This is a genomic window from Mesobacillus harenae (genome assembly GCF_013343715.1).
Lineage (GTDB): Bacteria > Bacillota > Bacilli > Bacillales > Cytobacillaceae > Mesobacillus_A > Mesobacillus_A harenae.
Window position 1 is genome coordinate 29,236 of sequence record NZ_JABUNR010000009.1, and the last position, 17,017, is coordinate 46,252.

The window sequence follows — 17,017 nt, forward strand, 5'->3', positions numbered from 1 at the left end:
AGGAACACGCAGCAGGATGCCCATTTGTTGACATAGCGAAACACTTTAAAATACATTAAAATTGCGGCAGTTGTTTGACTGCCGCACTAGTTTTTATCTAAATATTGAGCCCTGGCTAAAATAGCCTGCTATACTGTAGAATTGGTATTTATTCAGCATAGTAACCGGTCCCTTGTCTCTATCAAAACAATACAGCACACTCACATTGCTTCTCTTCATTCGATTCTATTCAATTGAATAAAGTTTTTATATAGTTCAGCTTCATTGATTGATATTCTGGTTGATAAATCTGTTGTTCCCAGGACAAACTCTTTGACTCCTATAAATTCAGATTCGACTATCAAAAAGAATTGTGTACCTTTTTTTAACCCTCTAAAGTTATTCTTTAGCATATATCTCTTCATGATCCCGCCTGGCAACTCCCATAATCTTTTTTACAACTTATCATTTATAGAAATAAATTAAAAGGTGCAAATGAGCATACCCATAACACTTCCAATAAGAATCTCTTATTGGAATGGGGCCAAGTTGTTTAACTTTAATCTAAATCGATTAGTAACAATCCCGCCACACCGACCGTCCCAACATAAAAAAGCGAACACCCATTTCGTGGTGTCCGCTTCAAACCTTTATCCCCAAATCTCTTTAGAGATATCGACAATATATTTTAGTTTCGCCCATTGCTCTTCTTCGGTTAGGATGTTTCCATGGTGGGTGGAAGCAAAGCCGCATTGCGGGCTGATGCATAATTGCTCTAATGGTACATATTTTGTTGCTTCTTCTACACGAGCTTTGATGTTTTCCTTCTCTTCTAATTGGCCATGTTTTGAGGTGAATACACCCAGCACCACTCTTGGACCGCCATTTGGAATGTAATCCAGTGGTTCGAAGTCTCCGGAACGGTCATCATCGTATTCTAGGAAAAACGCGTTTACTTTTTCTTTTGCAAATAAGGTTGGAGCAATTTTGGCGTAGCTGCCTTCAAATGCCCAGGTAGATCGGTAGTTACCGCGGCAAAGATGAGTGGTTACAGTTAAATCTTCTGGTTTATCCTCTAATACGCCGTTGATTACACGTAAAGCTAAGTCTATTAATTCTTCACGGGAATAGCCGCTATCATTAAAAGGAATTTGCGGTGCATTTAGGCCAGCGATGTATACATCATCTAGCTGTAAGTAACGGCAGCCTGCATCATAAAAGGCTTTGATGGCATCGCGGTATGCTTGAATAATATCCTTTGTATATTCTTCAATGTCCGGGTAGATGTCTTGGTTGCGGATTCCTGCATTAAACAACTGGTTTGGACTAGGGATCGTTTGCTTTGCAACAGCCCGGTCCCCAACAATTTCTTTGAATTCGATAAAGTCTTTTATATGTGGATGGTCCTGGTTAAAGGCGATTTTTCCAATAACACGTATATCGTATCTTTCGGTTTCCTCGCCATTGAATTTAAACCCATGCTCCGGAATATAACCCTCTACCCCATTCAAATGCTCTAAAAAGTCTGTATGCCAGAATCTGCGACGGAATTCTCCATCTGTCACAGCTTGTAGGCCAACTTCAATTTGCTTGTCGACGATTTTTTTGATCTCTTCAGTTTCAATTTTATGTAGCTCAATTGCCGTAATGCTGCCTTCCTGATATTCTTTTCGAGCGTTATGAATTCGCTCTGGCCGTAATAAACTTCCCACATGGTCTGCTCTGAATGGTGCTTTAATTAATGTCTTTGTCATTGTAATCTCTCCCTTAAATTTTAATAGTTTAAAAGCTGCAGCTAAACTAGCTATGTTTATGGCAGAATAGCGAACGAACGTACAGGAAATCCAGTTGCTTTTTCAGGCTTAGGGCTAATATTGAAAATGACAGCCCCTTTAGCTGGCAGCTTATCAAGGTTCGTTAAAAGTTCAACTTGGTAGGTATCCTGGTCAAGGACAAAATATTCTCCAATTAGTGAACCGTTTTTGCGTACATCGATCGCTGCATCCGTATCAAATGTCTCGTGTCCAACGGCCTTAATCTTTCTTTCTTCAAATAAGAACTTTAAGGCATCTATTCCCCAGCCAGGACTGTGGCTATTTCCCTCTTCATCTTTATTTTCGAATGCTTCCTTGTCAGGCCAGCGATTACTCCAGTCCGTACGCAAAGCCACAAATGAACCCGCCTCTATTTTTCCATACGTTGCTTCAAACGTTAGGATATCGTCAACGGATAAGACAAAGTCATTATCTTCTTCCGCTTCCTTCGATTTATCAATCACTTCAAGAGGCAGAACGAGCTCCTTTAAGTCCAGTTCCTCCAGATAACGCCTGTCGCGAACAAAATGAATCGGTGCATCAATATGGGTTCCATATTGTCCGGGAAAATTAAACCGCTGTGCGAAAAAGCCATCATCATGTGTGAATAGTGTTTTAAACTCAGCATCCTCAAAGGCCGAAAAATGTGGCGAGTCTGGACCGAAAGTATGTGTAAGATCCACCCATGTTTTGCTTTGCAACACTTCAATAGCCTTCAATAACTCATTATTTGCTTTTACCGTTGACAATAAAATCACCCCTTAATAAATGTAAAAACACAAAAACCCTCTTCCAAAATAAGAAGAGGGCATAATAAACAAATTAAAAATCGCTCCTCTTATCTTGTAGCATTATGCTACTGGAATTGGCACAGTACTTATAAAAAGTCCGCTGCCGAGGTTTCAAAGGGCCAGTCCCTCCACCTCTCTGGATAAGAAATAATTGGTAATATTAAGTTATGAACATACTATACTCTTTTGGAGATTACTCTGTCAACATGTAATTGGAATTCTTTCATAAACGAGCTTTCTATATTTCGAGGGATTTAAAAAGTCGTTCCCTCTGATCCCCAAAACATACCTTAGGGCCAACTCAATCAATAGGCTGGTCACCTGATTACGGCCACAAGGATGTACCATCTAAAAAGCCTAATCCTCCTTAGGAGGAATTTGGCTTAGGGTCTTAGTGGCGCTTGATTGTGGAATAGTATCTTTGTACTACGCAGCAGTACACACATTGTTCTTTTTCATAGCTCCAATTAAAAATAAGCTACCATATAATTTAAGTACATTTATTCACTATGTATGATTTTCTTCTAAGATATTTCGTTTTTAAGTAATATCAGGTACTGATCTGTATTTTACAATACAAAAATAAAAAGGTTTTTAAGTATATTTTTTTTGATTTTCGCCATCAGGAAATTCTTCAATTCCTCTAAGGAATTCCTCTACCTCGCTATCATCTTCGGGAAAGTCATAATCTAGAAATAATGAAATTTCATCAAGCGGATTGTTTTTAAATTTATCTAAATTGTTAAAAATTTCAAGGTGGTAGTCTTCATGGATTAATGACTTTGATAATACACTAAAAAACGATGTTGATTTTAATAAAGAGTGAAGCTCTTCCATTTCATCAATAGAAATAGAAATATAGAAAATCGTTTGTAGTTCTGATTGTGTCAATTGGGCTTTGAGTATAGACAAGTAATTTTCTTTCAAATGATGGCTTTCAACTGTTTTTATAGATTTCAATATAAAAATTATGTTTCGAATATAATGATCGAGTGAGTATCCGTATTTACTATATATCTCACCATAAGCTTTTTTAATTAAATGATAACCAATTTGTTCGTCAATTTTTATACCATATTCTTTAAAATCTTCAATTAATATCTCATCTTTAATCTGTTCTACCTCAGAAGTCAGCCAATCAAAAGCTTGTTTACCAACAACCCATTCACCAACATGGTTCTCTAGCTTTAGATGATTTATGCTTTCGTTTTGTAAATCAATAAGTCTAAATAAAGTATTTTCAAATTGGTAGGTACTTACCTTTTTATCTTGTTCTAATTGGTTTTCTTGTGTCTTTATGTATTGTTCATTTTGTCTCTTTAGAGTTAATAGAACACCTAGTAAAGTAAATAATCCTCCTATAATCCCTCCTAGATAACTACCAGAAAAACTAATCCAATCGTTTGAAGTGGTTATTTCAAACCATACAAAAGTTTCTGAACTGATAAACCAACTACCCAAAAGTGGTGTGGCTATTGTAAATAAAAGTAAAGTAATAAAATATCGATTTTTAAATAAATCTATGAAAGACTCTATATTAAACACCTCTTGTCATATCAAACATAAAGCAATTGTTATTGCACTTCTGTCGGTCCAATGTATATGTTCTCTTTATCAAAAATGAGTTCTATTGGCTGAATTATATAGTTTGTTTGTTAACTGTATTGTTTTCAACGAAAGGTCGGATGTAATCGCTCTGCTTTTCAATAAATTGTTTCATAGTCTGCTCTGTTCTCTTTGAAACTTTCTTTTCTGTTTATAATTAAGAGCTCGCCCAATAATAATTTGAAGTCTCGTTCCTTTGCTAAATTATCGCCTACATCTCTGCTAGCGCTTTTCAATCCCTTTAACAGTTTTTATCAATGGTCGCTAGAGTTGCAACCATAAACAGCATTCCTGGATTGCAGACAAGAGGATTCAAACACGGCCTGTCCACCACCTACTGCACCGTTTTCCTTCAAAACACTTCCTAAGTATCCAGATTCATTTTAAATTCTGCTAGGTGTCCACCTTTTGGAATTGTTACTTGATATAATCCGCTTGTAGCTCCACCACCATTTATGATATTTTGAAACGCCGCTGTCAAAGGCTCAAAGGCAGTCCCTAGGGTTGTAACTCGGGATAGAGGCAGCTTTGTGTATTTAGCTAAACAGATCTGTTCTTCTAAAATGGCATGGTAATATTTAACATCTGTTATTGCTTATACAATTTCGCTTTTCCGCTCAGTTTCATGATTATCAAACTCGCTCCAACAACACCACACACTCAACATGACTGGTGTGCTGTTTCTAGAAAACTAATTAAAATGGCTTAAATACCTTCCAAAGAAAACTTCCGTATCTATTTGGGATTTCAAAACTGTGGTTCCTCGTTTCATTTTTATCTCCTGCCTATATTTAACCTACTTCATAAAGTGAAAACGTTCACATATCATAATTCTTTATACTAAAATCATACCAGAAGATAAGTATTTGTTGTTACTTTTTTCCACAATATTAACAATCGGTGTTACGCAGTATAAAGTCTAATATGAACGTCTCTTAGTTAGGTGAAATCTAAATTGTACTGTGTAGCAAATGTTTCTGTAAATTATGCGCATTTACTAATAAACGGAGAAGATGTCTTCAACAATAGTTCCAGTTTGTTGAGCAGTCCAGGTCGCAAATGTGTTTAGATTTCGCAACCTAAAACTATTCCCCACCTATAACCCAATTATTTCAGCCAGTAGTTGGTGGGAGTAGAGTCGGGCCTTGTGGTCATAGACCATTGTGCTCACCATGATCTCATCTGCCTTTGTCTCATCTAAGAAGGATTCCAGCTTTCTCTTTACGTTGATAGGACTTCCGATGATCGTGGAACCTAATTGTTTTTCTAAAACGGCCTTTTCATATGGGCTCATGAGCTCATCCAAATTCTTTACTGGTGGTTGCAACTGTGTTGGCGTATTCCTCATCATGTTGAGGAAGCTTTGTTTGATGGAAGTGGCGAGCAATTCTGCTTCCTCATCTGTTTCTGCCACGATAACGTTTACTGCTACCATTACGTAAGGCTCCTTATAATCCTCAGACGGTTGGAAGTTCTCGTAATACAATTTCAGGGCTGGTAGTGTGTTTTCAAGTGAAAAATGACTGGCGAAAGCAAACGGCATCCCGAGTTGTGCCGATAATCTTGCACTAAACCCACTAGAACCTAACAACCAAATAGGGATATTTGCTCTTTCACCAGGGATGGCTCGTACTGGTCCAGAACCTTGAAAATAGGCTTGCAGTTGCTCTAATTGTTCTGGGAAATCATCGCCATTGGTGTAGTTTGCCCCACGAAGGGCATGGGCTGTTCGTTGGTCCGTTCCCGGTGCACGCCCTAATCCTAAATCAATTCGGCCTGGAAACATCGCTTCGAGGGTACCGAATTGCTCCGCGATCACCAGTGGGGAATGGTTTGGAAGCATGATTCCACCAGATCCTACACGAATAGTAGAAGTATGCGCCGCTACATGGCCGATGACGACAGATGTTGCAGAGCTTGCTATGCCAGGCATATTATGATGCTCCGCTAACCAGTACCGTTTATAGCCTAGTTTTTCCGTTAACTGTGCTAACTCTATCGAATGTTGGAAGGATTGGCTAGGCGTCCCCCCTTGCACAATGGATGCAAGGTCAAGGACGGAAAAGCATATATCTTTGATGGATTTTGTCGGTCTATTTATTGGCATGGAATAACCACTTCTTTCTTCTTAATTTACTAGTTGGATGAAGCTTGGATGTGTTTGACTAGTATAGTTATGCGACCTCATACAAAAGGTTATTACATAATAATTTTTTTTATCATAACAGGAAGAATCAATGATTTAAATTGAGATGACTTAGAAGGCATGCATTCGTACACTATTTTTTGGAATAGATCATTCGATTTATCACAGATAGTTTATATAGAAACATTCAATACTTAGGTTACTAAGTAAATAAATACATTTAGTATGCTAAATAGTTACTTAATTCAAATGAATGAAAAACGATCAAATGCCAATTACCCTATATTGCGATTCATAAAGTACCAGCGATCACCACTGTTATGAAGATTCCCTTTTTTCTTCAGGGTGCGTAATTGTTTAAAAATAAAAGCTTGCGAACTCGTTTCTTCCGTTCCTGATAAATTGTTTGTTTTTGAATCCAAACATGAAACAATCTTCTTTGCGCTTATTCCAGGGTGTTCTTTTATACAAGTGAGGATAAAGTCCTCCATTTTCATTGGTCACACCTCTCTTCTGTTTAATCAAAGTGTAATCTATTCACTTCAGTTCCAGGCTCTTCCTAATCAGATAGAATATCTATTTTCTGGATATGGTAATCCTAAATTCCCGCGTAACGTGTTTGATTCATATTCTTTACGGAAAATTCCTTTTTCTTGTAGGATAGGGACGACTAAATCAATAAAGTCATCAAATCCTGAAGGAAGCTCCTGTCTTATAAGTAATAGATCCATCGCCCCTGCCTCGTACCAGTGTTGAATTTGATCTGCTACTTTTTCTGCCGAACCAAAAAATTTCGGTTTTGGTATTCGATAGATAGGCATTAGTGACTGCAGCTCTTGAAATTTTTCCTCTGCTTCTTTTTCTGTCCGTCCGACAATAGGATTTTGGGTAGGCATGATTAAAAAGTCATTAGGTGAACGACCTTCTAATTTCACCCTTCTCTTTAGTTCCTGACTGAATGCTTTCGCATACTCAAAATCGTCCCCATTAACCAATGAACCCTCGGCATGCTTCGAAGCAATATTCATGAAATCCGGAGAAGTGCCGGCTTGAAAAATAACCGGTCTTCCTTGTCTGGAACGGCTAATATTTAACGGACCATCCACTGAAAAATAGTTTCCTCTATAATTTAGAGCATGCATTTTTTGTGGATCCAAGAACACTCCGCTTTTTTTATCTCGTATAAATGCATCATCCTCATAGGAGTCCCAAAGACCTTCGACAATTTCTAGAAATTCTTCTTTCATTGGATACAAATCTGCTTTAGAAAGATGAGTGCGGCTATAATTCGCTAGTCCTCCTGGATTGGATGTGACGGCATTCCAACCTGCTCTGCCGTTGCTAATTTTATCAAGAGAAGCCATTTGACGGGCAACCGTGAATGGATCCGCATAGGAAGTTGCTATTGTGGCAGTAAGCCCAATGGAATGTGTCACCATGCTTAAGGCAGATAGAATACTTACACCTTCAAACATACTAAGATAATGAGGGATCATCCCAGGTCCAATATGGCTGACGTCAGCTAAAAAGATCATGTCAAACTTTCCATCTTCTAATCTTTTCGCTTTTTGTACATAGTAATCAATGCTCTCACTGGCATTAACTGGCATATCTGGGTGACGCCAACCCATGTAATTCCAGCCTAATCCATCTATAATTCCACCAATTTTAAGTTGTTTTTTCTCTGTCATTAATAACACCTTCTTTTCATTCTATTCTTGTTAGCTAGTTAGATTTAAGATCAAACGCTTCTGCTAGTAGTTATTGGAAGTGTAGCCAATGTTGCTGAAAAGTTAAAGAGATTGGCAAAAGTAGCCCTAGTAGATGAATACGCGCTTCCTCTTCCTGTGGTGTATAAACATACGTATTTGCTTCTTCCGTTGTTAGAATTGAAAGATCCCGTTAACCTGTTTCCATTCTTGCCCACATTAACTCCACTGGACCTGCCAAATAGTTTGCCTCTTCCTCTGTTTCTGCAGTAATAACTCCAATTGCTAACATGCTTTTTGGCTTGTTCATATAAATAGATGGCTTGAAATTAGAAACGAAGCATTGGAATAGCTAACCTTTTGCAAATCCTTGTTTGTTTAAATACTCGAACATGAAGGGCAACTTGCTTCTTTCAAGATGATCCTCAATATGATCTTTCCATCCCTTTACTTTCTTCACTGTGAAAGGCGCTTTAACAGAACGACTTTCGGAATATTCACGCACCATGACTTATAACATCTAGTGCTTCGAACTGACGTGCTAAATTATATGGATAATTAAATGTCGTTGAGAGGGTAGCAACAAGCCCAATATGTTTCGTTTCTCTGGCAACAGCCATTAGAGCTAACATAGGATCCATAGGGAACATAGGAGTCTGAGGGCCTAAGTCATTGTATAATCCAGGGGTATCGGCGATGAAGATCATTTGAAATTTTCCTTTTTCAGCTAATTTAGCCCCATCCACATAACTATCCGTATTTGTGTAGGCTGCTGGGTCGGTCCCAGGCATTCTTCAAGCGCTGAATTCAGCTCCGTATCCAGAAACCATTTGTAGTGCTAGTTGCATTTCTTTTCTTTTTTTCATGTATCTCTTCTCCTTTATTTCTACTAGTACTAAAAGAAACTAAGATAAATCCCTCTAAGCAAATAAGGCAAAGTAATTGATATTTAGCTTACTAACTAATTTGCTAAAGGTTAATCATCTGGACAGTTCTTCTTTTGATTTCCTAACTTGCCGCGTATAACAAGCGCATTGTACTATTTAATATATTTAGGTTGCTAAATAATTATTTAGCATACTAAACATCGACACAGAGAAAACTTAGAGTAAGTTTCTCTCCATACGCTTCATAAGATCCCTTAAAAATAAACGTTCTTCCGGTAAGATTGAATGAAGTAGTTTTTCTCGCTGTTGTTTCCATATGGACTCAACTGGTTTCTCTAATTCTTTTCCTTTATCCGTTAGATAAATGCGCATAACCCTTGCATCTTGTTTATCACGTTGACGGTAAATAAATCCGTTTTGCTCCAATGATTTAACCATATTTGTGACCGTAGGCGGTTCACATTTTAAGTGTTCACATAGCTGCATTTGTGTTACCCCATCACCTAACCAAAGACGAGAGAGCAAATTATCTTGACCTACATAAAGATTAAGTGCTCTAAGACTTTCACTATAATCTCTACGCATTTGGAATGAAATTTTATCTAACGACTGACGAATATCGCAATCAACGTTATCATTCATAGATATTCCTCCACCACTAAAAGGTATTTAGCAAGCTAACTATATCACGGTTAAAATTTAGTTGTCAATTTATTAAACAGACCTCCTCACATTTATCGGGCTAGATTATTTAAATCCAGATTCTAAAGTATTGATCCAACAATAAGAGGTAACCCTTGATCCCATCAGCTGTTTCACACTGAAATGACCAGACTACCTGGGTAATGCACCTTATTTCTGCTAATTGACTTATCGAAAAAATTCGATATATAATATGGACTATGGAACCAATCGATGTTTTTAAGGCGTTATCAAACAAAACTAGACTTAACATTTTACTGTGGCTGAAGGATCCTGAGAAGCATTTTCCTAAACAAGGCGCTCACCTGCCAAAGGAGGTAAGTTATAAAGGGGGAGTATGTGTAGGGGACATTCAAGAAAAAGCCGAAGCTTCTCAATCTACCGTATCTCACTACTTAAATATGATGCAGAAAGCCGGTCTTCTTGAATCTGTTCGTTACGGTCAATGGACGTACTACCGAAGAAACGAAGAAGCCATTCGTCAGTTTGCTGAATATCTTAAAACAGAAATCTGAGTTGGTTGATTTCTGTTTTTTTATAACACGTTATATCGATTATTCTAGATATCTAAAAATAAAGATCTCAGGAGGAGGAATTTATTCCATGCGTTACATCTCATATATATTAGCGCTATTAGCAGGGGCAGCGCTTAGTTTTGAAGGAGCTATTTACGGTGAATTAGGGAAAACGATAGGAAAGCTAGAAACAAGTTTTTATAACTTCTTTGTTGGTTCAATCATCCTCGGATTATTATGGCTTTTCTTTGGGAAAGGTAAACTGTCTTATGCAGTTGAAGCACCTAAATGGACACTACTTGGTGGTGTCTTGGGGGTTGTTTATTTAACATCTATCGTAATTAGTGTTCCATTTGTCGGTGTCGGAATCACTATGGTTGCAGTAATTATTGGCCAATTAGCAATGAGTATGATAGTTGAACATTATGGTTGGCTTGGAAGCAAGAAATCTAGAATCAATAAAGAAAAAATATTAGCCATTATCTCAATGGTTATAGCACTAGTTTTAGTATACTAGGAGGTCTAAGAATGGGAATATTAATGATTCTATTCACCTTTTTAGGTGGAATCACATTAAGCGCACAGTCAGCTATAAATGGTACGTTCAGTCGTAAAGCAGGAACAATCGAAACGACACTTTTAACTTTTCTAACTGGAACAATGTTTCTAGCTATTTTTATTCTCTTTTTTGGTAATGGAAATGTGTTTGCTATTTTAGAAGTACCTAAATGGCAGTTAAGCGCCGTATTTTTAGGAGTATTGTTTTTACTATTTATTATCGCTGCTGTTCCTAAAATTGGGGTTATTGCAACCAATATTACCGTTATCATAGGTCAGCTTGTAATCGGTATTGTTATTGACAATTTCGGCTGGTTCAATAGTTTAGTCATTCCTTTAGATATGAAACGTTATTTTGCATTACTATTTATGATCATTGCTCTTTATTTTATCTACAGAGGAAATAAACGTGCCAGCGAAGAAACCACTGCCTAATATAACTAAATAATTTGAAACGCTGCAATCGTTAAAAAGATGATTACAGCGTTTTTTTATTAGCTAAAATGACCCAATTGAACTTAAATGTTCGTTAATTTAAGTGGATTATCACACAGAGTCGGTCGGCTAAAAAATGAATACCTTTGCTACGCAGTATGTGTCAAATAGGAAAAACGATCACCTTGAAGTGACCGTTAAAAAGTTATTAATAAGTTACCAGTACCTTTGTACTGTGTAATAGCGCTGCTTTCCATTAAAAATACTATTATTAGAAAAATCTTAGTGACAACATCAATGTCACTAAGATTTAGTAATTAAATACACAGGGTCAACTTATATATTATTTTTCTCAGTAACCCTGGTGTTATTTATGAAAACATCAATGAGCCGAATATCTCTCCTCGTGATTGACTACGCGGCGAATGAAAAATGCTAAAATCAAGCCAATTAATGCTATGATCATCGTGAACCAAAACACGTTTTGTGATCCTGCTGTCATCGCTTTTGCTATTTCGTTCAGCCTAGTCGGATCTGAGGAGCCGTGCAAGTATTTCTCCATACCACCCGTAAGGATGCTGACTGCTACAGCAATTCCAATTGCGCCTGCCACCTGCTGCAGTGTGTTTAAGACTGCCGTGCCGTGCGGGTATAACTCCGGCGGCAATTGATTTAGCCCGTTCGTTTGAGCTGGCATCCATACCATGCCTACCCCAACCATGAGACCGATATGCAATGCCACGATAAATGCCACTGAAGAAGCAGGAGAAAGTGTAGTGAAGAACCATAACATGACTGAAACAATCACGAATCCGGGAATAACTAGCCATTTTGGTCCATATTTATCGAACAAATGCCCCATTCGCGGGGAGAGGATACCGTTCAAAGCGCTACCCGGCAAAAGCATGAGTCCCGCAGTAAACACAGACAACCCTGCACCTGTCTGTAGAAACATCGGCAGAATAATCATACTCGACATAATAATCATCATACATGACAGTACCAGAAGCAGCCCAACGACATACATCGGATACTTGAAAACGCTCAGGTTCATCATCGGATCATTCATTAAGATTTGACGCAGTACGAACAGCACCAGCGCGACAAGCCCAACAATGATTGAAGTAAGCACAACTACACTGCCCCATCCTTCAGATCCTTCGCCTGCTTTACTGAAACCAAAGACAACTCCTCCAAAGCCAATTGTTGACAATGCGACAGACAGCAGATCTATCCGAGGCTTCGTGACATCGGTGACATTTTCCAAATACTTCAGTCCTATCAACATCCCTATAATCAGGAACGGAAGCGAGAACCAGAAGATATAATGCCATGAAAAATACTCAATTAATAGACCGCCTATGGTCGGACCGGTTGCTGGCGCAAACATGATAACAAGTCCGACAAACCCCATTGCCGCCCCCCGCTTTTCAAGCGGATATATGACGAGAATTGTATTGAACAAGAGTGGGAGCAACAAGCTCATACCTACTGCCTGTAAAACTCGGGCGAACATTAACATTCCAAAATTGATAGCCATCGCTGCGATCAATGTCCCGACGATCAAGCTGATGAGCGAACCTGTGAAGAGCTGTCTTGTAGTAAACATCTGTAACAACAACCCACTTATTGGCATTAAAATGCCTAGAGTCAACAAGAATCCAGTTGTTAACCACTGGGCAGTTGCGGGCGTAATTTGGAATACTTCCATTAAATTAGTCATTGCTATATTAAGGGCAGTTTCGCTGAACATACCAACGAAACCGCAGATAAGCAACGATGCCATAATGGCACGCGTATTAAATTTATTCTTCATTTTTTTATCTCCTTGTAAATAAACTAAATTAATAATTAATAGAATAATTTTCACAAACCATTGTGGCGTAGATACTCAAGTTTTAATTCTCTTTATATCAACCTTCCGTATTGATAAGGAACTCCCATGTTCTCGCGCAATGTTTTTCCTTCATAATCCTTGTGAAACAAACCGCGCTCCTGTAAAATCGGGACAACCTTTTCCACAAAATCAGCGACTCCATCATAGGCTATATCCGGAACAACCGAGAAGCCATCACATGCACCAGCCAAAAACCATTCTTCCAAGAAAGCGGCAACTTGTACGGGGGTGCCTGCAACTACTGGATGATAGTTAATGACCCCATGCGAAAGAACATCTCGAATGGATAGACCTTTTTGCAGCAGTTCTAAGGCTCTGTGGGAACGTGGATCCATAGGGTTGGCGTATGCATTTTTCAACATGTCAGTTGCTAAAGGTTGATCAATATCTAACGAATTCACCGATAGTGGTAATCCAACCATTGAACCAAGGTACCTTACCCTACTTGGAATCTCTTCAGGATTAAAACTCATAAGCTGTCTTCGTCGTTCTAAACCTTCTTCTTCAGTTGAACCTATGGAAAACATAAAACCTGCATACATCTTGATGTCATCAGGATCCCGCCCAAAACGAGCTGCACTTTGTCGAAGCGCTTGCCTATGTTCACGAGCAGATTCTATATCATAAGGATTTGCATAGACACCAGATGCGTACATACCCGCCAATTCCAATCCTTCATTTCCTCCGCCTGCTTGAAAAATAACTGGCTGACCTTGCTCAGAAGGGGGGATTGGCAAAGGACCACGAGATGCATAATACCGCCCTTTAAGATTGATAGGCTGAATTTTGTCCATGTCGGCAAATTTTCCACCTTCTACATCTAACGTCCAGGCGTCTGATTCCCAGCTCCCCCACAATGCTTGAACAACTTGTATGGATTCATGAGCCATGTCATATCTTTCTTTGCGATTGGCAACCTGATTACCAAAATTTGCTGCCGCTAATGGCTCGGATGTGGTGACAGCATTCCATCCTACACGTCCATTACTTATAACATCGAGTGCTTTGAATTGACGTGCTATGTTGTATGGATAATTAAATGTCGTTGATAGTGTAGCAACAAGACCAATATGTTTCGTTTCTCTAGCTATAGCCATTAGTGCTAACATAGGATCCATAGGAAAACTAGGAGTATGAGGACCCAAATCAACCGTTAATGCAGGAGTATCCGCGATAAAGATCATTTGAAATTTTCCTTGTTCAGCCAATTTAGCCCCCTCCACATACCTATCCATACTTGTATAGGCTGCTGGATCTGTACCAGGCATTCTCCAAGCGCTGAATTCAGCTCCATATCCAGAAACCATTTGTAATGCTAGTTGCATCTCTTTTCTTTTCTCCATGTATCTCTTCTCCTTTATTTTAAAAGAGCTCCCAAATAACAAATGAGCCGTAGTATATTACAGTATATTTGAAAGCCAGAAAGTATTTAGCTTGCAACTAATTTAGTGGATTTTATAACCTTTTTACGATATAGCAACTATTTATATTTAGTATGCTAACTATCAACATAGAGAAAACTTAAAACAAGTTTCTCTCCATGCGCTTCTTTAGTTCTCTTAAGATTAAGAGTTCTTCCGGTGAGATTGAATGAAGTAATTTTGCTTGCTGCTGTTTCCATATGAAATCAACTGGTTCCTCTAATTTTTTGCCTTTGTCCGTTAGATAAATTCGCATTATCCTTGCATCTTGTATATCACGTTTCCGATATATGAATCCATTTAGCTCCAGTGATTTAACCATATTTGTTACCGTAGGGGTTCGCACTTTAAATGTTCACATGGTTGCATTTGTGTTATTCCATCACCTAACCACAAACGAGCTAGTAATCTATCCTGCCCTACATGAAGATTAAGTTCTCTTAAATTTCCGCTATAGTCTCTGCGCATTTTGGATGATACTTTATCTAGTGACTCACGAATATCGCATCTAACCTTATCGTTCATAGATGTGCCTCCACTACTGAAATATACTTAGCAAGCTAACTATATCACATTATTTAGTTGTCCATCTAACTTAAGAGACCTACTCTCATTTTATCCGGCTGAATTTATCTAGAACGGACGACAAAAGGATGGATCCATGCATCCAATCATCTGTTAAACACTGATATGTCCGGAATCTGTATATAACACGTTTTGCCTATCAACTTGTTGTATGGAGTAATTTTGTTACAGACACTAGAATAAAACGAATTCTCCATTTTTAAAAGAGGGCAATAAAAGTTGCCATAGTACATTTTTTTGTACCTAATAGCTTGGTTATTACAAAAAAGCTGCCACAATGACAGCCTCGACCTTAAACCATTTAGTTTTGAATTAGTGGTAACTTGTAACCAATGAATGTGGGAGCTTTGGTTAGTCTGCCTGCTCCCCAAACTTCTTCCCGAACTCTTCCATCAAATCAATAATAGGGATTAATTCTTCCCCTTTTGTGGTTAGTGAATACTCAACACGAGGAGGAACCTCTGGAAAAACTTTGCGATTAATTAAACCATCTGTTTCCAGTTCTCGAAGTTGCTTTGTAAGAGACCCTTGTGAAATATCCCATAGAAAGGCTTTAATTTCACTATAGCGACGCTCTTTGCTCTTTAAATACCATAGAATTACATATTTCCAACGTCCGGAGAGGATATTTTGGGTATAAGCAATGCCGTAAAATTCTCTTTGCTCCTTTATACACTCTTTATCAAATCCATCCTTACATATCCTAGACACCGTCTTCACCTGCCTTCTACTGTTAAGTACAAAAAAATGTACTACGTCATTTTTTATTGCCTACTTCAAAAAGATGAGAAATGATTTTATTCTAGTATATGTAACAGAAATACTCAATACGTTTTTATTATCTAATATGTGTTTACCGTTTGATAAACATATGATTGTGTAACTTTAAGCTCAATAATTCTTTTATAAACAAATACTTTAGGAGGAACAATCATGAGATTTGGAATTATAGGTGCTGGACCAATTGGGTCAATTATTTCGAAAAAATTAGTTAAGAATGGACATGATGTCAAAATTGCAGATGCACGAGGAATTGAACGTTTAGAAGGAAAAGAGCTTGCTGGAACAGTTGTACTTGTAGAGGATGCAATTAAAAATATTGAAGTTCTTATCATATCTCTCCCTATAAAGGCACTGCCAAGCATTCGGAACATTATCGATCAAGTCGGGAAGGAAGTAATTATTGTAGATACTTCAAATTATTATCTTTTTAGAGACGGTAAAATTGAAGAAATAGAGAACGGGATGGTTGAAAGTGTTTGGGTTTCAAATCAATTAGGCAGACCTATCATAAAAGCTTTCAACAACTTATTAGCCTACACTTTAGAACATGAAGAAAAATCCGGGGATTCTAGTGGACGATTCGCTATGGCAGTTGCTGGTAATAACCAATCACAAAAACAAGTAGTCATGGACATAGTATCCGATCTAGGCTTCGACCCAGTAGATGGTGGTTCTTTAAGTGACTCTTGGAGACAACAGCCAGGAACTCCTGCTTACTGCACAGAGCTAACAAAAAATGATCTTAAGGAAGCGTTGAAAAAGGCAAATAAAGATAAAGCACCATTACTACGAGACAAGGTGATGGAACGGTTTACAGAGCTCGTTGCAGAAAAAAAGGAAGGGGAATTATCACATAAGGATATTGTGAATATTAACAGAGAAATATACAATTCGTAAAAACAATGGTGCGCTCATAAAGCGTACCTTTTTGTATAACACCCCGATTTGTTAAAAATATTTTCTTTCAAAAAGCATCTACTACGTAATAAAAAGGGAATCTAGACCGTTTGCAGAAGAATGCTCTTATTGAAAATCAATCAATTTAATTCTCAAAATATAGTTATATCATTTTCACTAGAAGGATTGCAGTGGTAAACGGTCTGTCATTCTTTGGTCCTACAGAGGTGGTCCATTTCAAAGGCTGTAATCGGTCACCAATTACCCTCGCATTGCATTTCTATTGTTTTCAA

The 17,017-nt window shown here is 38.0% G+C and carries 17 protein-coding genes and 1 riboswitch; of the genes, 4 read left to right on the forward strand and 13 right to left on the reverse strand.

All coding sequences use genetic code 11. The annotated features are described in order from the left end of the window. Positions 1 to 215: 215 nt before the first annotated feature. From HRJ06_RS12005 to HRJ06_RS12045, 9 genes are all read right to left on the reverse strand, one after another. Positions 216 to 404, reverse strand: coding sequence for a hypothetical protein (locus tag HRJ06_RS12005; RefSeq protein ID WP_174733177.1), 189 nt, complete (start codon positions 402 to 404; stop codon positions 216 to 218). Positions 405 to 629: 225 nt separating this feature from the next. Continuing rightward, a complete protein-coding gene (locus HRJ06_RS12010; protein WP_174733178.1) occupies positions 630 to 1,733 on the reverse strand; it encodes a 5-methyltetrahydropteroyltriglutamate--homocysteine S-methyltransferase in 1,104 nt (367 codons plus the stop codon). 56 nt (positions 1,734 to 1,789) lie between these two features. Further along, entirely contained in the window at positions 1,790 to 2,542 is a 753-nt protein-coding gene (locus HRJ06_RS12015; RefSeq protein WP_174733179.1) for a cyclase family protein, read from the reverse strand. Positions 2,543 to 2,628: 86 nt separating this feature from the next. Further along, positions 2,629 to 2,731, reverse strand: a riboswitch (SAM riboswitch). A 447-nt stretch (positions 2,732 to 3,178) separates the two neighbouring features. Beyond that, positions 3,179 to 4,129, reverse strand: a complete 951-nt coding sequence (locus tag HRJ06_RS23490) for a putative phage abortive infection protein (protein WP_174733180.1) — start codon at positions 4,127 to 4,129, stop codon at positions 3,179 to 3,181. Positions 4,130 to 5,285: 1,156 nt separating this feature from the next. Next, positions 5,286 to 6,296, reverse strand: coding sequence for an LLM class flavin-dependent oxidoreductase (locus HRJ06_RS12025; RefSeq protein ID WP_174733181.1), 1,011 nt, complete (start codon positions 6,294 to 6,296; stop codon positions 5,286 to 5,288). A 314-nt stretch (positions 6,297 to 6,610) separates the two neighbouring features. After that, positions 6,611 to 6,832: a hypothetical protein gene (locus tag HRJ06_RS12030; protein WP_174733182.1), complete on the reverse strand. Its 222-nt coding sequence runs from the start codon at positions 6,830 to 6,832 to the stop codon at positions 6,611 to 6,613. A gap of 66 nt (positions 6,833 to 6,898) precedes the next feature. Beyond that, positions 6,899 to 8,026, reverse strand: coding sequence for an NtaA/DmoA family FMN-dependent monooxygenase (locus HRJ06_RS12035; protein WP_174733183.1), 1,128 nt, complete (start codon positions 8,024 to 8,026; stop codon positions 6,899 to 6,901). A gap of 515 nt (positions 8,027 to 8,541) precedes the next feature. Continuing rightward, positions 8,542 to 8,835, reverse strand: a complete 294-nt coding sequence (locus HRJ06_RS12040) for an LLM class flavin-dependent oxidoreductase (protein WP_242035225.1) — start codon at positions 8,833 to 8,835, stop codon at positions 8,542 to 8,544. A gap of 312 nt (positions 8,836 to 9,147) precedes the next feature. Further along, positions 9,148 to 9,573, reverse strand: a complete 426-nt coding sequence (locus tag HRJ06_RS12045; protein ID WP_174733184.1) for a MarR family winged helix-turn-helix transcriptional regulator — start codon at positions 9,571 to 9,573, stop codon at positions 9,148 to 9,150. A 260-nt stretch (positions 9,574 to 9,833) separates the two neighbouring features. On the opposite strand from HRJ06_RS12045, the gene HRJ06_RS12050 reads away from it, so the two are divergent. The 3 genes from HRJ06_RS12050 to HRJ06_RS12060 all read left to right on the forward strand — a co-directional run bounded on the left by HRJ06_RS12050 (position 9,834) and on the right by HRJ06_RS12060 (position 11,141). Next, positions 9,834 to 10,148 (forward strand): ArsR/SmtB family transcription factor, encoded by a 315-nt coding sequence (locus HRJ06_RS12050; protein ID WP_174733185.1) that lies wholly within the window; start codon positions 9,834 to 9,836, stop codon positions 10,146 to 10,148. 88 nt (positions 10,149 to 10,236) lie between these two features. Next, complete coding sequence (locus HRJ06_RS12055; protein ID WP_174733186.1) at positions 10,237 to 10,665, forward strand: DMT family transporter; 429 nt, start codon at positions 10,237 to 10,239, stop codon at positions 10,663 to 10,665. Positions 10,666 to 10,676: 11 nt separating this feature from the next. Then, positions 10,677 to 11,141, forward strand: coding sequence for a DMT family transporter (locus tag HRJ06_RS12060; RefSeq protein ID WP_174733187.1), 465 nt, complete (start codon positions 10,677 to 10,679; stop codon positions 11,139 to 11,141). A 382-nt stretch (positions 11,142 to 11,523) separates the two neighbouring features. Here the strand turns inward: HRJ06_RS12060 and HRJ06_RS12065 are convergent, their stop codons facing one another. The 4 genes from HRJ06_RS12065 to HRJ06_RS12080 all read right to left on the reverse strand — a co-directional run bounded on the left by HRJ06_RS12065 (position 11,524) and on the right by HRJ06_RS12080 (position 15,755). Next, positions 11,524 to 12,957 (reverse strand): DHA2 family efflux MFS transporter permease subunit, encoded by a 1,434-nt coding sequence (locus HRJ06_RS12065; RefSeq protein WP_174733188.1) that lies wholly within the window; start codon positions 12,955 to 12,957, stop codon positions 11,524 to 11,526. A gap of 92 nt (positions 12,958 to 13,049) precedes the next feature. Further along, positions 13,050 to 14,363 (reverse strand): NtaA/DmoA family FMN-dependent monooxygenase, encoded by a 1,314-nt coding sequence (locus HRJ06_RS12070; RefSeq protein WP_242035226.1) that lies wholly within the window; start codon positions 14,361 to 14,363, stop codon positions 13,050 to 13,052. 196 nt (positions 14,364 to 14,559) lie between these two features. Next, positions 14,560 to 14,715 (reverse strand): helix-turn-helix domain-containing protein, encoded by a 156-nt coding sequence (locus HRJ06_RS23265; protein WP_242035227.1) that lies wholly within the window; start codon positions 14,713 to 14,715, stop codon positions 14,560 to 14,562. Positions 14,716 to 15,395: 680 nt separating this feature from the next. Then, positions 15,396 to 15,755, reverse strand: a complete 360-nt coding sequence (locus HRJ06_RS12080; RefSeq protein WP_174733190.1) for a winged helix-turn-helix transcriptional regulator — start codon at positions 15,753 to 15,755, stop codon at positions 15,396 to 15,398. 222 nt (positions 15,756 to 15,977) lie between these two features. Between HRJ06_RS12080 and HRJ06_RS12085 the strand changes: the two genes are divergently transcribed. Continuing rightward, positions 15,978 to 16,724, forward strand: coding sequence for an NADPH-dependent F420 reductase (locus tag HRJ06_RS12085; RefSeq protein ID WP_174733191.1), 747 nt, complete (start codon positions 15,978 to 15,980; stop codon positions 16,722 to 16,724). Positions 16,725 to 17,017 lie beyond the last annotated feature (293 nt).

Excerpts from the sequence above, each read along its gene's own strand:
- HRJ06_RS12005 (WP_174733177.1), bottom strand. The coding sequence starts at position 404 with ATGAAGAGATATATGCTAAAGAATAACTTTAGAGGGTTAAAAAAAGGT.
- HRJ06_RS12010 (WP_174733178.1), bottom strand. The coding sequence starts at position 1,733 with ATGACAAAGACATTAATTAAAGCACCATTCAGAGCAGACCATGTGGGA.
- HRJ06_RS12025 (WP_174733181.1), bottom strand. The coding sequence starts at position 6,296 with ATGCCAATAAATAGACCGACAAAATCCATCAAAGATATATGCTTTTCC.
- HRJ06_RS12030 (WP_174733182.1), bottom strand. The coding sequence starts at position 6,832 with ATGAAAATGGAGGACTTTATCCTCACTTGTATAAAAGAACACCCTGGA.
- HRJ06_RS12035 (WP_174733183.1), bottom strand. The coding sequence starts at position 8,026 with ATGACAGAGAAAAAACAACTTAAAATTGGTGGAATTATAGATGGATTA.
- HRJ06_RS12040 (WP_242035225.1), bottom strand. The coding sequence starts at position 8,835 with ATGCCTGGGACCGACCCAGCAGCCTACACAAATACGGATAGTTATGTG.
- HRJ06_RS12045 (WP_174733184.1), bottom strand. The coding sequence starts at position 9,573 with ATGAATGATAACGTTGATTGCGATATTCGTCAGTCGTTAGATAAAATT.
- HRJ06_RS12050 (WP_174733185.1), top strand. The coding sequence starts at position 9,834 with ATGGAACCAATCGATGTTTTTAAGGCGTTATCAAACAAAACTAGACTT.
- HRJ06_RS12055 (WP_174733186.1), top strand. The coding sequence starts at position 10,237 with ATGCGTTACATCTCATATATATTAGCGCTATTAGCAGGGGCAGCGCTT.
- HRJ06_RS12060 (WP_174733187.1), top strand. The coding sequence starts at position 10,677 with ATGGGAATATTAATGATTCTATTCACCTTTTTAGGTGGAATCACATTA.
- HRJ06_RS12065 (WP_174733188.1), bottom strand. The coding sequence starts at position 12,957 with ATGAAGAATAAATTTAATACGCGTGCCATTATGGCATCGTTGCTTATC.
- HRJ06_RS12070 (WP_242035226.1), bottom strand. The coding sequence starts at position 14,363 with ATGCAACTAGCATTACAAATGGTTTCTGGATATGGAGCTGAATTCAGC.
- HRJ06_RS23265 (WP_242035227.1), bottom strand. The coding sequence starts at position 14,715 with ATGCGAATTTATCTAACGGACAAAGGCAAAAAATTAGAGGAACCAGTT.
- HRJ06_RS12085 (WP_174733191.1), top strand. The coding sequence starts at position 15,978 with ATGAGATTTGGAATTATAGGTGCTGGACCAATTGGGTCAATTATTTCG.